At 69.4% G+C, this 13,082-nt stretch carries 14 protein-coding genes; 13 read left to right on the top strand and 1 reads right to left on the bottom strand.

Features of this window, described 5'->3' with window-relative positions; translation table 11 throughout:
* The first annotated feature begins 7 nt into the window (after nt 1-7).
* From AX676_RS13345 to AX676_RS13285, 13 genes are all read left to right on the top strand, one after another.
* On the top strand, nt 8-220 hold the full coding sequence (locus AX676_RS13345; RefSeq protein ID WP_066481555.1) for a DUF350 domain-containing protein: 213 nt from the start codon (nt 8-10) through the stop codon (nt 218-220).
* Nucleotides 213-1,745: a polyamine aminopropyltransferase gene (locus AX676_RS13340; RefSeq protein ID WP_066481554.1), complete on the top strand. Its 1,533-nt coding sequence runs from the start codon at nt 213-215 to the stop codon at nt 1,743-1,745. The genes AX676_RS13345 and AX676_RS13340 overlap by 8 nt, the downstream gene beginning before the upstream one ends.
* Entirely contained in the window at nt 1,735-3,336 is a 1,602-nt protein-coding gene (locus tag AX676_RS13335; RefSeq protein WP_066481553.1) for a flavin monoamine oxidase family protein, read from the top strand. Before AX676_RS13340 ends, AX676_RS13335 begins: the two co-directional genes overlap by 11 nt.
* Nucleotides 3,333-3,725, top strand: coding sequence for an adenosylmethionine decarboxylase (gene speD, locus AX676_RS13330; protein WP_066481546.1), 393 nt, complete (start codon nt 3,333-3,335; stop codon nt 3,723-3,725). Before AX676_RS13335 ends, speD begins: the two co-directional genes overlap by 4 nt.
* Before the next feature lie 137 nt (nt 3,726-3,862).
* Entirely contained in the window at nt 3,863-4,453 is a 591-nt protein-coding gene (locus AX676_RS13325; RefSeq protein WP_197417214.1) for a M35 family metallo-endopeptidase, read from the top strand.
* Between the two features lie 41 nt (nt 4,454-4,494).
* Entirely contained in the window at nt 4,495-5,172 is a 678-nt protein-coding gene (locus AX676_RS13320) for an HAD family hydrolase (RefSeq protein ID WP_066481541.1), read from the top strand.
* Entirely contained in the window at nt 5,172-5,888 is a 717-nt protein-coding gene (locus tag AX676_RS13315) for a phosphocholine cytidylyltransferase family protein (protein ID WP_066481539.1), read from the top strand. The genes AX676_RS13320 and AX676_RS13315 overlap by 1 nt, the downstream gene beginning before the upstream one ends.
* A complete protein-coding gene (locus AX676_RS13310) occupies nt 5,875-7,017 on the top strand; it encodes a hypothetical protein (protein ID WP_066481537.1) in 1,143 nt (380 codons plus the stop codon). Before AX676_RS13315 ends, AX676_RS13310 begins: the two co-directional genes overlap by 14 nt.
* A gap of 47 nt (nt 7,018-7,064) precedes the next feature.
* On the top strand, nt 7,065-8,192 hold the full coding sequence (locus AX676_RS13305; protein ID WP_066481529.1) for a CDP-alcohol phosphatidyltransferase family protein: 1,128 nt from the start codon (nt 7,065-7,067) through the stop codon (nt 8,190-8,192).
* 42 nt (nt 8,193-8,234) lie between these two features.
* Nucleotides 8,235-8,726 (top strand): DUF2141 domain-containing protein, encoded by a 492-nt coding sequence (locus AX676_RS13300; protein ID WP_066773227.1) that lies wholly within the window; start codon nt 8,235-8,237, stop codon nt 8,724-8,726.
* Between the two features lie 247 nt (nt 8,727-8,973).
* Complete coding sequence (locus tag AX676_RS13295) at nt 8,974-10,014, top strand: diacylglycerol/lipid kinase family protein (protein WP_231726243.1); 1,041 nt, start codon at nt 8,974-8,976, stop codon at nt 10,012-10,014.
* The gene (locus tag AX676_RS13290; protein WP_066481523.1) at nt 10,011-10,928 is read left to right on the top strand and encodes a hypothetical protein; all 918 of its coding nucleotides are present in this window, start codon (nt 10,011-10,013) and stop codon (nt 10,926-10,928) included. The genes AX676_RS13295 and AX676_RS13290 overlap by 4 nt, the downstream gene beginning before the upstream one ends.
* Entirely contained in the window at nt 10,925-11,695 is a 771-nt protein-coding gene (locus AX676_RS13285; protein WP_066481520.1) for an NTP transferase domain-containing protein, read from the top strand. Before AX676_RS13290 ends, AX676_RS13285 begins: the two co-directional genes overlap by 4 nt.
* On the opposite strand, the gene AX676_RS13280 is transcribed toward AX676_RS13285, so the two are convergent.
* On the bottom strand, nt 11,668-12,996 hold the full coding sequence (locus AX676_RS13280) for a lipopolysaccharide biosynthesis protein (RefSeq protein WP_066481513.1): 1,329 nt from the start codon (nt 12,994-12,996) through the stop codon (nt 11,668-11,670). The two genes, AX676_RS13285 and AX676_RS13280, sit on opposite strands and share 28 nt — an antisense overlap.
* Nucleotides 12,997-13,082 lie beyond the last annotated feature (86 nt).

The raw sequence follows: 13,082 nt of genomic DNA, 5'->3' as shown, positions 1-13,082 counted from the left end.
AATTCACATGGTCACGACACTCCCGGTGGTGCTCAACACCGTGCTCTATGCAGTGATCGGCATCGTCGTCTTCGTGGTTGGCTTCGTCATCCTCGACGTGCTGACGCCCGGCAAATTGTGGGACGAGATCGAGAAGAAGCAGAACAGCGCCGTGGCGATCTTTGCCGGCGCGGTTGCGATCGGCCTGTCGATCATCATCGCCGCCGCCATTCATGGCTGACGCCGATCCGGCCACGGCGGTCCGGCATGTCAGCGCGCCCGCCGGTGCGCTGCTCGTGTCGGCGTTCGTGGTCGCGACCTGCGGGCTGATCTACGAACTGCTGGCCAGCACCATCGCCAGCTACCTGCTGGGGGACAGCGTCACCCAGTTTTCGACCGTCATCGGCAGCTATCTGTTCGCGATGGGCATCGGCAGCTGGTGCTCGCGCTATGTCACGCGCGGCGAGTTGCGGCTGTTCGTACGGGTCGAGCTGTTGATCGCGATGATCGGCGGCTGTTCGGCGGCGGCGCTGTTCATGCTGTTCCCGCTGACCGATCATTTCCGCATCGTGCTCTATGGCATCGTGCTGGCGATCGGTTTTCTGGTGGGGCTGGAGATCCCGCTGCTGATCCGCATCCTGCGCGACTTCGACTTTCGCGAGACGGTGTCGAGCGTGCTGACCTTCGACTATGTCGGCGCGCTCGCGGCATCGATCCTGTTCCCGCTGGTGCTGATGCCGCAGCTGGGGATGATCCGCACCGGATTCCTGTTCGGCTTCGCCAATGCGGCGGTGGCGCTCGCGCTCCTGCTATGGCTGCCGCGCGCGGCGCGGATGACGATGGAGAAGGTGACGGCGGTCGCGATCCTGGTCGCCCTCGCCGCCGGCTTCGTCGCGGCCGAGCGGCTGCAGCGCATCGGCGAAGTAGCCGGCTATGGCGAACCGGTGATCTATGCCAGGTCGAGCCGCTATCAGCGCATCGTGCTGACCCAGTCGGGCGACGATCTGCGCCTCTACCTCAACGGCAACCTGCAATTCGCCGCGCGCGACGAATATCGCTATCACGAAGCCCTCGTGCATCCCGCGCTCGGCCGGGTCGCTCATCCGCGCGAGGTACTGATCCTGGGCGGCGGCGACGGGCTGGCTGCGCGCGAAGTGTTCCGCCATCCCAGCGTCGAGCGCGTGACGCTGGTCGACCTGGACGGGGCGGTCACTGGCCTGTTCCGCAACACCGCCGCGCTCGCGCGCCTCAATCGGGGATCGCTGTCCGACCCGCGGCTGGCCATCGTCAATACCGACGCGTTCCTGTGGGCACGCAGCGCGCGCGGGCGCTATGACGCGATCATCGTCGACCTGCCCGACCCGGTCGATTATTCGATCGGCAAGCTTTACACCCAGAGCTTCTATGCCGAGCTGCGTCGCCTGCTCGCGCCCGGCGGAATGATGGTCGTGCAGAGCACGTCGCCGCTGATCGCCCCCGCAGCCTATTGGACCGTCGCGACCACGCTGGAAGCCGCCGGTTTCGCGACGCGTGGCTATCATGCCTATGTGCCGAGTTTCGGCGAATGGGGCTTTATCCTCGCCGCCGGCCGCCCCATTCCCGGGCGCGCGCAGTTTCCCGCCGGCCGCTTCCTGACCCCCGCGACCGAGCGGCTGCTGTTCGATTTTCCGCCCGACATGGCGCGGCGGCCGACGCTGGTGAACCGGCTCGACAACCAGGTGCTGGTGCGCGAGTTCGATCGCGCGTGGAGCCGTTATGAAGGTTGATCGGCGCGTGGTGCTGGGGCTCGGTGGCGCGGCGATCGCCAGTGCCGGTGCCGCCGCCGCGCTGATGCCCCCGCCCCCGCCGCCCGGCGCGTTGCGTGGTGCCGATCTCGGCCGCGGTCATTTGTTGCGCCGGGGCAATTTCCCGAAGCCCAGCCGCACCAAACAGGTCGGTGTAGCGATCATCGGCGGCGGCGTCGCCGGCCTGACGGCGGGCTGGACGCTTGCGGAGGCAGGCTATGACGACTTCCGGCTGTTCGAGCTGGAGGACGCGGTCGGCGGCAACGCGCGTTCCGGGCGCAACGCCGTCACCGCCTACCCGCTCGGCGCGCATTATTTGCCGCTCGCCAACCGCGAGGCGGTGGCGTTGCGCCATTTCCTGACGCGTTCGGGGATCATCACGGGCGAGCGTGACGGCCTGCCCGTCTATGATCCCGCCCAGCTGTGCGCCGACCTTCAGGAGCGGTTGTTCTGGCGTGGCCGCTGGCAGGAAGGGCTGGTGCCGCGCATCGGGCTCGGCGATCGGGACAGCGACGATCTGGCGCGCTTCGCGGCGCGGATGACTGACTATTCCGCGATGACGGGACGCGACGGCCGCCCTGCCTTTGCGGTGCCGATCGCCTACAGCTCGGCCGATCCCGACCTGCGCGCGCTCGACCGCCTGACCTTCACCGACTGGCTGGCGGCGCAGGGCTTTGCGTCGCAGATCCTGCGCGCGCATGTCCGCTATGCGATGCGCGACGATTACGGGACCGAGCCCGATCACGTCTCCGCCTGGGCCGGCATTCACTATTTCGCCGGCCGCCGCGCCTTTGCCGCCGACGACGCCGGCGACAATGTGCTGACCTGGCCCGAGGGGAACCATCGCCTGGTCCGGGCGCTGGCCCAGCCGATCGGCGACCGCTTCACCGCCGGCGTGGTCGCGCACCGCGTCGAGCGCACGGGCCGCGGAGTCAGCGTCGATGTCTACGACCCGGCGACCGACATCACGACGCGCGTCGAGGCGGCGACGGTCATCCTTGCCGTGCCGATGTTCGTCGCCGCGCGGCTTTGCCCCGAAATCGGCGACGTCCGGCAGGCGAGCTACGCGCCGTGGCTGGTCGCCAATGTGACCGTCGACCGGCTGCCCGGCGGGGAGGGCGTGCCGATCGCCTGGGACAATGTGTCGACGACCAGCGACTCGCTCGGCTATGTCGTCGCGACGCATCAATCGCGCTCGGCGGGCGGGCCCAGCGTGCTCACCTGGTACCTGCCGCTGTCGACCCAGTCGCCCGCCAATGCCCGCCGGCTGCTGATCGAACGGCCCGCCGACGACTGGAAGCGCATCGTCCGCGACGACCTGCTGGCGATGCACCCGGACCTGGCGCCCGACATCCGCGCGATCGAGCTGTGGCGCTGGGGCCATGCGATGGTACGGCCCGTGCCGGGCTATATCTGGACGACGGCGCCGGGCTTCCGCGTCGATCCGCCGCTCTACCTCGCCCATGCCGACCTGAGCGGCGCATCGCTGTTCGAGGAGGCGCATTATCACGGCACCCGTGCCGCCGAGCAGGTGATGGCGCAGCTGGGCCATCCGCACGTGGCGCTGGCATGAGCGTTGTCGCGCCCCCGCCCTATGACGGTCGCCACGTGCTGCTCGACCTTGATGGCTGCAGCGGGCTCGACGACGCGGCGCGGATCGAGACGGCGCTGCGCGACGCCACGGCGGCCGCCGGCGCGACATTGGTCGACCTGCGGCTGCATCATTTCGGGCCCGGGCACGGCGTCACCGGCATCGCGCTGCTTGCTGAATCGCACATCTCGATCCACAGCTGGCCGGAGCATGGCCATGCGGCGGTGGACATCTTCGTCTGCGGTCACCGCTGCGATGCCGAGGCCGCCGCACGGGTCATTGCGGCCGCACTCGATGCAACGCATCTGCGCCAGCGCATCGTTGTGCGAGGTTACGGCCTCGCAACCGCGCCGCTCGACACATCCGGTTGAACGCCGGAGCGCCGCGTCGAGTGGATCCGGGCCGGCCGCGCGCGGTGATCGTGCGGTCGCGTTGACCCCGGTCCCGGCACCCACCTACGCTACCGGCCAGCGGCTCATCCGAGTCGCCAGCCGGGGGGATGGAAATCATGACGATCGTGTTCGGTGGCCTTGCGCCAAGCGACCAGACGACGGTGACGCAGGTCTGGGGCGAGTTGATGGAGACGCTGGACAAGCAGAAGAACCTGCAGCAGCACATCGATCGGTGGTTCGGCACCGCCTGCGCTGCGGCGTTTCGTACCGCCATGCCGCGGGTCCTGCGCAAGTTCCGGTCGTGCATGAACCTGTGCACGGTCACGATCACCTGTTCGCCGCTCGACGAGCGCGACATCGATACCTTCGGTGCGGCCTATCACAACAACGGTGCAGGCGGCTTTGCACCGATCATCAATTTCGACCCGGCGACGCAGCCCCAGCTGACGCTTGAGCTCGACGGGCGATGGAATATCGGGGTCGCGCTGCACAAGACGTTGACCGACCGCGACAGCGCGTTTCAGACGATCGCGCACGAACTGAGCCATTTGCTGCTCGGCACGCGCGACGAACGCTGGAATCCGCCAGCGGACAAGCCGCGCTGCTATGGCGAAACCAAATGCACCCAACTCGCAACCAACAACGACGTCCGCGCGCTGACCAATGCGGACAACTGGGGCTATTTCCTCGAAGACCTGAAGGGCTGATCGCACTGGATCACCGGCAGCGTCGCGCGTAAGGGCGCGCGATGCACCGGCTTGCCATCTATGATCTGGACCGCACGATCACGCGGATACCGACCTGGACTCCGTTCCTGATCCACACCGCGCGGGCGCGGGCGCCGTGGCGACTGGCGCTGATGCCGTTGGGCATGGTGCTGGCGGCGGGGTATCTGCTCCGCCTGATGTCGCGCGGCCGGCTTAAGGAACGGATGCACAGGCTGATGCTGGGCACCCGGCTGGCACCCGCCACGATTGACGATATCGCGCGCGACTTCGCCGGCTGGATGGTGCCGGGCCGCATCCACCCGCGCGCCGTCCAGCGCATCGAGGCGGATCGTCGCGCCGGCTATCGGATCGTGATCGCGACGGCGTCCTATCGCTTCTATGTCGAGGCGCTGGCGCGCCGGCTCGGCATTGTCGACGTCATCGGCACCGAAGCCGTGGTGGATGCAAGCGGCGCGATCCTGCCGAAAATCCTCGGTGCCAATTGTTATGGCGAGGCAAAGCTCGCCATGGTCGAGGCGTGGCTGGCCGGTGAAGGCATCGCGCGCGACGCGGCGCATATCCGCTTTTATTCCGACCATGTTTCCGATGCGCCGACGCTGGCCTGGGCGGACGAGGCCTATGCGGTCAACGCGCACCCGCCCCTCGCCGCGCTGGCGACCGCGCGGGGCTGGCCGCAGCTCGACTGGCAGGCGCGGTGATGCGCGGCATCCTGTTGAGCGCGGGCAGCGGCTCGCGACTGCTGCCGCTGACCGAACGCGTGCCCAAATGCCTGGTCGAACTGGGCGGGCGCGCGATCATCGACCTCCAGCTTGCCGCGCTCGCGCAGGCCGGGGTGCGCGAGGCGGTCGTCATCGGCGGCTATCGCCACGAGCAACTGGCCGCGCATCTTGCCGCATCGCCGCCGCCGCTGGCGGTCGAGCTGCGCCACAATCCGTTCTGGGCGGTGGCGAGCAGCATCGGCAGCGTCTGGGCCGCGCGCGACCTGGTCGACCGCCCGTTCTGCCTGATGAACGGTGACACGGTGTTCGATGCCGACGTCATCGCCGACGCGATCGCCCGCGCGGAGAGCATCGACCTGCTCGTCGAACCGATCGCCGCGCCCGAGCTGGACGACATGCTCGTCACTGCGGCCGGCGGGCGGGTGCGTGCGGTGGCCAAGACGCTGGCGCCGCAGGCCGCGACGCACCGCTCGCTGGGCGTCGTCATCGCCCCCGCGCCCGACCGGCATTATGCCGATGCGCTTGATTCAGTGATTTGCGCGCCCGGCGGCACCGGGGCCTTTCACCACGCGATCGTCGACCGGCTGGCGCGCGACGACCGGGTCGGCGCGATCGAGCGGACGGCGGGATGCTGGCAGGAAATCGACCGGCCGGAGGATATCGCGCGCTGGGACGCAGGCCATGGCTGCACCTGACGCACGGACGCGCCGCCCGATCGCGTTCCTGTTCCTGGGCGAAACGCTGCTGATCCCGCATCTGTGGCCGATCGTCGAGGCCGTGATCGCGCAGGCACCGGGCCAGCCGATCGAGCTATGGGTCGCGACCTCGGTACACGAGGCGCTGCTGGGCGAATGGCTGGCCGCGCTCGACGCGCCCGGCGTGCGGATTCGCCGTGCCCCCGGCTTTCGCCGGCTCGGCCCCGATCACGCCGATGGCCGCAATCCGCCGCTACCGCCGAAGCTGCCGCTTCTCGCGCGCCTCGCCCCGCTTCTCGCGCGGCGACCCGTTGTGGTCAGCGCCGAGCAGACCAGCCTGTGGCTGCCGACGCTGCTTCCGATGCGCACGCGCTTCGTCAACCAGCTCCACGGCGCGGGGTCGATGATGAACCGCGACGATCGCCGTCGCCGCGCGCCGTGGCTGACCCTGGTCGCCGCCGAGCGGGAGCGCGACGCGCTGGCCGCGCACGGCGTCGACCCGGCCCGCATCCGCGTGACCGGTTATGTCAAGGCGAGCTTTCGTCAGCGCCGCGGCGCTGGCCTCACCTTTGGCACGCGGCGACCGACGATCCTCTACACCCCGCACTGGCAGAAGCATCGATCGTCCTGGTGGCGCTGGGGCCCCCGGACGATCGACGCGATCCTGGCGGACGGGCGCTACAACCTGATCTTCGCGCCGCACCAGCGCCTGGTCGAGAAGGTGCCCGAGCTGCACGCGCTGGCCGACCGGCTGCGCGGGCGCGACGACGTCCACGTCGATCTCGGCAGCTTCGCGACGGTCGACGGCAGCTATACCGCCGCCGCCGACATCTACCTCGGCGACACGTCGAGCCAGGTCGTCGAGTTTCTGATGCAGCCACGCCCCTGCGTCTTCCTGAACGCGCTGGCCGCCGAATGGCGGGGCGACGCGAGCTATGCGATGTGGACAGCGGGCGAGGTGGTCGACCATCCCGCCGACCTGATCGCCGCGATCGACCGCGCCGGCGCGCGCCATGGGGAATATGTTGACGCGCAACGCCGCTTCGCCGCCGAATCGCTCGGCACGCTCGACGGACAGGCCCCCCGACGCGCGGCACAGGCGGTGATGGCGGCGTTGCACGCGGGCTGACCGCCCGCCCCCTCGCTTTTTGCAGATATTTGGCTATCGGCACGCAGATGACGACAGCGCAATCCGTGGCAGCGAAGCCCGTCGCCGTGCCGGTCGGCGCCAATCCGACCCTGATCTGGGGCATGACCGCCCAGGAACGCTGGCGACGGATCGCCGTGGCACAGGGCCTGGCGGGCGATCCCGCGACGGCCGGCCGGGTGATGCTCGCCAATCTCGACTTTGCCTTCGACCCGGCATGGTCGGCGCACCTCGCCGCCCGCCCTGACACGGTGCTGACCCGCGACGGCGTGCCGGTCCTCGCGCATGTCGACGCCGGCGCAATGGCGCAGTCGGTGGAGCAGGCGATGCGCACCGGCGCAGCGCTGCCCGACGGGTTGCACCGGATCGAGGCGGAGGCCGAGCAGGGCATCCTCAACGAGGCACTGCGCAAGCGCGAGCGCCCTTTCGCCGAGCGGCTGACCCCGGCCAATGTCCCGATGATCGAGCGTGCCAGCTATGTCGGGGCGTACAAGGGCGTGACCGACCTGCTGACCAAATATCTGTGGCCCGAATGGGCGTTCGTGCTCACCCGCATCGCCGCGCGGATCGGCATGACCCCCAATCAGGTGACCGCGATCGGCAGCGTGCTGTGCATCGTCGCCACCATCGCCTTCTGGTACGGCTGGTTCTGGACGGGGCTGGCCACCGGCCTCGTCTTCATGGTGCTCGACACCGTCGACGGCAAACTCGCGCGCTGCACGATCACGTCATCGGCGCTCGGCAACGCGTGGGACCATGGGGTAGACCTGGTCCACCCGCCCTTCTGGTGGTGGGCCTGGGCCACGGGATGCGCGGCCTATGGCCGGCCGCTCGACGGTGCAACCTTCTGGGCGGTGATGGCGGCGATGCTGGTCGGATATGTCGCCCAGCGGCTGATCGAGGGCGCGTTCATCGTGCGTTTCGGCATGCACATCCATGTATGGCAACGATTCGACAGCCAGTTCCGGCTGGTCACCGCGCGGCGCAATCCCAATATGGTGTTGCTGCTGGCCGGACTGGCGATCGGTCGTCCCGACTGGGGGATCATCGCGGTGGCCGCGTGGACGCTGTTGTCGCTGATCGTCCACCTGGTCCGGCTGGGGCAGGCGATGGCGCGGCGCGCGCGCGGCGAGCCGGTGACAAGCTGGCTGGCATGACGCGCACACGAAAGAATGCGTGAGGGAACACGACGGATGGGCATGAACGGATCACAGGCGGGGCTGGCGGCGGCGCTGGCCGGGATCGCGATTGCAACGGCGGCGACGGGGACCCCGCCGGCCGCGGCGCAACCGCAGGGCTGCATCGGCGATCCCGGCCCCGGGCTGGCCAAGCTGACGCTTTCGGCGCGCAACATCCGCAGCTCGAAGGGAGAAGTCGCCTTCACGCTCTATCCCGACGATCGATCGAGGTTCCTGGCAAAGGGCGCCAAGCTCGCCCGCGCCCGTGTGCCCGCGCGCGCCGGCACGACCGAGGCCTGTTTCTGGCTCAAGCCGGCGGGCTATGCCGTCGCCATCTACCACGATGAAAATGGCGACCGTAAGTTCAACCGCACCCTGTTTTCGGTCAAGGAGGGCTTCGGCTTTTCGAACAACCCGCCGACGACCATGGGCGTGCCGGCGTTCAAGTCGGCCCGCTTCGTCGTCCCGGGCAATGGCACGACGGTACAGATCAGCACGCGTTACCCCGGCTGATCTGACGCGCCCGATTCGACGGCCGGGCGATCCGGCGTCGCCATTCTAAAGGCGCATATCCAGCCCTGCATCCCAGGAAATTGTCCTTCGATCGTCATAAAAAGCGCAGGGACTAGTAATCTTTGCGTCACAATCTAAATTAGCCAGTCCGGGGGACGCCAGCTTCGGCCGAAGGCGTATTCCGACCTGTGACGCTGTAATGCCGCGATGTTACAGCGATGCTGCAAGGATAGAGTTTTTGGGCGAGGTGTTCAGTTTCCATCCCACCGATGCGCTTGCCGGATACGGGCCGCTCGCGCGCCGGTCGGTCGATGAACGGGCGACGCCCCGCCCCGGCGATATCGCGCCGCGGTCGCCTGCAGCAGGTGCCGCGCCGCGCGTCGCGTTGATCAGCAATCCCAAGAGCCATCGTAACCGCAACCGTATCCGCGACGAGCTCGCCAACCGCCCGGACCTGTTGTTCCGGGCGCCGCAGAGCCGCACCGAGCTGGCCGACACGCTGGCCGAACTCGCGGCGCAGTCGGTCGATCTGCTGATCGTCGATGGCGGCGATGGCACGATCCGCGACGTGATGAGCGCCGCCGTCGACATTTTCGGCGAACGGATGCCGCGCATCGCGCTGCTGCCGTCGGGCAAGACAAACGCGCTCGCCCTCGATCTCGGCGTGCCGCTCGACTGGGGCATCGATGCGATCATCACTGCGGCACAACGCAGCCAGTTCGTCGCGCGCACCCCGGTGGAGGTTCGTCGCGCGGATCGGGATGCGCCGGTGCTGCGCGGTTTCCTGCTGGGTGCGGGCGCGTTCGTCCGCGCGACGTCGCTTGCCCAGCACACCCATCGGCTGGGGGCTTTCAATGGACTTGCGGTGGGGCTGTCGCTCATCCTGGCGATCGGCCAGACACTGCTCGGATCCGCCCGCAACCCCTGGCGGCGGGGCGAAATGATGCGCGTGCGCGCCGGCAATCGCGGCGCGCTCAGGATGCCCTTCTATCTGGTCTTCGCCTCGACGCTTCAGGCGCTGCCGCTCGGCCTCAAGCCGTTCGGGCGCGTTCGCCCGGGGTTGAAGCTGCTGACCGTCGCCGCGCCGCCGCGCTGGTTGCTTGCCGGCGTTCCGGCGCTGCTGACGGGATCGGAAGCGCAATGGCTGGACGATGCCGGCTATCGTCGCGTCGATGCGGACCGGATCGAATTGACGACCGAGGACGGCTTCATCCTCGACGGCGAGAAATATGCCGGTGGCGATGTCGTGATCGGGCGGGGCGCGCCGATCTGGTTCGTGGTGCCGTGACCGGCCTGTCCGATTTCGTGCGCGACCGACTGCATGCGCCGGTCGATCCGCTGATCGGCGCGGCGGCGCGCGTCATCGCGCGGCGCATGAACGGCGTGGCGGTCCTGTTCTATGGGTCGGTCCTGCGTACCGGCGACATCGACGGCGTGCTCGACTTCTATGTCCTGACCGGCGAATCGGCGGCATCGCCGGGCCTCCAGCGCCTCGGCTCGCGGCTGCTGTGGCCCGATGTCAGCTACCATGAGGTGACGCTGGGCGACCGCGTGATCCGCGCCAAGGTGGCGACGATGCCGCTCGCCATTTTCGCCCAGGCGGCGGACGGGCGGATGCTCGACACGACGATCTGGGCGCGCTTCGTCCAGCCGTCGGCATTGATCTGGTCGGTTGACACTGGCGTCGCCGACCGGGTCGCCGCAGCCGTCGCGGCGGCGGCGCGTACCGCCGCGCGCTATGCCGCGGTGCTCGGCCCGATCCACGGCACGACCCGCGATTATTGGCAGGCGCTGTTCCGCGAGACCTATCAGACCGAGCTGCGCGTCGAAAAGCCGGGGCGCGAGGACCAGATCCTCGGCTTTGCCCCCGATCATTTCGACCGGCTGCTGACGCTTGCGTGGGAAGCGGATGGCCTCCCCTATCACCGCGACGGCGCGCGGCTGGTTCCGCGCGTGCCCGAGGCCGAAGCGCGCGCCCTGGTCGAGCAATGGTATGACCGCCGTCGCGCCGGCAAGCCGCTCAACGCCGCGCGGCTGATCAAGGCCGCCTTCACCTTTGAGGGTGCCGCGCGCTATGCGCTGTGGAAAATCCAGCGGCACACCGGCATTTTCATGCCGGTCACGCCGTTTCGTGAACGTCATCCGATCCTGGCCGCGCCGGGGATCCTGTGGCGGGTCTGGCTGACCACCGCGTTCCGATGAGCTTCAACGCATTGGTGCTGGCCGGATCGCGCGGGACCGCCGATCCGCTGGCGGTCCATGCCGGTGTTTCCGACAAGGCGATGATCGAAATCGACGGCCGCACGATGCTGGCGCGCGTCGCCGATGCGCTCGGGGCGGCGGGCGCGGCGCGCATCATCGCGTCGGTGTCGAGCGATGCGGTTGCCGATCACGCCCGGTCGATCGGCATCGAAGTGCGGCGCGCGGCACCGGGGCCGAGCCGCAGCGTCGCCGAGGCATTGGATGCGATCGGCACGCCGCTGCTGGTCACGACCGCCGACCACGCCCTGCTCCGTCCCGAATGGGTCACCGATTTCCTGGCCGACGCGCCCGCCGACGCCGATGTCGCGGTCCTGCTGGCGCGACGGGAGACGATCGATGCCGATGTGCCCGGCACGACGCGCACCTATTTGCGCTTTGCCGATGGCGACTGGTCGGGATGCAACCTGTTCCACTTCGCCAGCCCCCGCGCGGTCGCGGCGACCCGCCTGTGGCAGCAGGTCGAGGCCGATCGCAAGCGCCCGTGGCGCATCGTCCGCCGGCTCGGGCCCGGATTGCTGCTCCGCTACCTGATCCGGCGGCTGACGCTTGGCGAGGCGGTCGCGCATCTCGGCCGGGTGGCAGGCATCGAGGCGGCGATCGTCGCGGCGCGCGCGGGCGCGGCGGCGGTGGATGTCGACAAGCCCGCCGACCTGGCGCTGGTCCGCCGGCTGATCGCGGATCAGTCCGACCGCGCGCCCGTCGCATAGCCGCGCAGCGCCAGGCCGAGCAGCAGCGCGGCGACCACCGATCCGGCCAACACACCGATACTCGCCCCCAACGCCCCCGCGCGCGGCAGCAGGGCGAAGGTCAGGCCAAGCTGAACGATCACCGCGACCATGCGGGCCACCAGCGCCAGTCCCGCGCGATGCACCGCCATCAGCACTGGCTCGAACCCCACGACCGCGAGGTCGACGCACCCCGCTGCCGCCAACCAGAGCAGCAACACATAGGCGCCGGCATATTCCGGCCCGCCGACCAGGACGAGCACCGGCCGCCCCGCCAGCGCGACGAGCGCGAGGATCGCGACCGCTGCGATCGACGATGCCGCGAACACGCGGCCGAGCATCGCCGACAGCCGAGCGGGATCGGCGGCACGTGCAATCCGCACGACTTCGGGAAAAGCGGCGCGCGCGATCAGCTGGGACAATTTGGCGAGCGCGTTGGCCAGCTGTACCGCCAGCCGAAACGCGCCTGCCGCGGCCGGGCCGACATAGCCGCCGACCAGCAGCAGCGGCAGCTGCTTGGCTGACAGGCCCAGCGTCGCGTTGAGGTTGGTGCTGGCAACGAAGCGCAGCAGCCCCGGATTTTCAGCCGCCAGCCGTCCGGTCGGCGGCGGGCGGCGGAACAGCGCAAGGTCGCCGGTACGCGCCAGGATCCGCCAATAGGCCGCGGCCGTCGCCAGCTCGGCGAGTGCCCAGGCGATCAGGAAGCCGGTCACCGTCGGCATCGCGATTGCCGCCGCCAGCGCACCCGCAAAGCGCACCGCCGGCGTCACGCTGTCCGCCAGCGCCGACAGTGCAAAGCGGTCCTTCAGCCGCAGCAGGCCGAGCGGGGTGGCACGGATCGTCACCAGCTGCACCAATGTGAAGGCGATCGTCGCCCCGGCCAACTCGGGCGTGATGCCCATGCGCGGGCCAAACGCCGCGACGATCCCGATCGCCACCGCCGCGCCCACTCCCGCGCTCAGGATGTCGAGCCCCAGACAGGCGCGCATCAGCCGAGCGAGCGCGGGCCGGTCTTCGCGGGCGAGATGGTCGACGCCATAGCGCACGATCACCTGCCATGTCTGGAAGCCGACCAGCACCGCGATCGTCTGGCCCGCCCCGACGATCAGCGCAAAACGCCCGAAGTCCGCGATGCCCAGCGTGCGTGCCGCCACCGCCAGATAGACGAGCGACAGCACCGCCAGCACGCCGCGGCTGGCGAGCAGCCAGCCGAGATTGCGCGCGACCGCGCGCGCGGCGGATGCCAGCGGCGCATCGGGGGCGGAGGGCGGCGGCGGGGCCATGATCGCCCCCGCCTATCCGCGCCGCCGGTTGCGGACAAGGGTCGCGGCGGGGTCCTTGAGCTGCGGCACCAGATACGGGCATAGCG

This window comes from Sphingomonas sp. CCH21-G11, from assembly GCF_001555965.1.
Classification (GTDB): domain Bacteria; phylum Pseudomonadota; class Alphaproteobacteria; order Sphingomonadales; family Sphingomonadaceae; genus Sphingomonas.
Note: the sequence above shows the minus strand (reverse complement) of the source record. Positions and strands in the feature narration are given on the sequence as shown.

Excerpts from the sequence above, each read along its gene's own strand:
- AX676_RS13345 (WP_066481555.1), top strand. The coding sequence starts at position 8 with ATGGTCACGACACTCCCGGTGGTGCTCAACACCGTGCTCTATGCAGTG.
- AX676_RS13340 (WP_066481554.1), top strand. The coding sequence starts at position 213 with ATGGCTGACGCCGATCCGGCCACGGCGGTCCGGCATGTCAGCGCGCCC.
- AX676_RS13335 (WP_066481553.1), top strand. The coding sequence starts at position 1,735 with ATGAAGGTTGATCGGCGCGTGGTGCTGGGGCTCGGTGGCGCGGCGATC.
- speD (WP_066481546.1), top strand. The coding sequence starts at position 3,333 with ATGAGCGTTGTCGCGCCCCCGCCCTATGACGGTCGCCACGTGCTGCTC.
- AX676_RS13325 (WP_197417214.1), top strand. The coding sequence starts at position 3,863 with ATGACGATCGTGTTCGGTGGCCTTGCGCCAAGCGACCAGACGACGGTG.
- AX676_RS13320 (WP_066481541.1), top strand. The coding sequence starts at position 4,495 with ATGCACCGGCTTGCCATCTATGATCTGGACCGCACGATCACGCGGATA.
- AX676_RS13315 (WP_066481539.1), top strand. The coding sequence starts at position 5,172 with ATGCGCGGCATCCTGTTGAGCGCGGGCAGCGGCTCGCGACTGCTGCCG.
- AX676_RS13310 (WP_066481537.1), top strand. The coding sequence starts at position 5,875 with ATGGCTGCACCTGACGCACGGACGCGCCGCCCGATCGCGTTCCTGTTC.
- AX676_RS13305 (WP_066481529.1), top strand. The coding sequence starts at position 7,065 with ATGACGACAGCGCAATCCGTGGCAGCGAAGCCCGTCGCCGTGCCGGTC.
- AX676_RS13300 (WP_066773227.1), top strand. The coding sequence starts at position 8,235 with ATGAACGGATCACAGGCGGGGCTGGCGGCGGCGCTGGCCGGGATCGCG.
- AX676_RS13285 (WP_066481520.1), top strand. The coding sequence starts at position 10,925 with ATGAGCTTCAACGCATTGGTGCTGGCCGGATCGCGCGGGACCGCCGAT.
- AX676_RS13280 (WP_066481513.1), bottom strand. The coding sequence starts at position 12,996 with ATGGCCCCGCCGCCGCCCTCCGCCCCCGATGCGCCGCTGGCATCCGCC.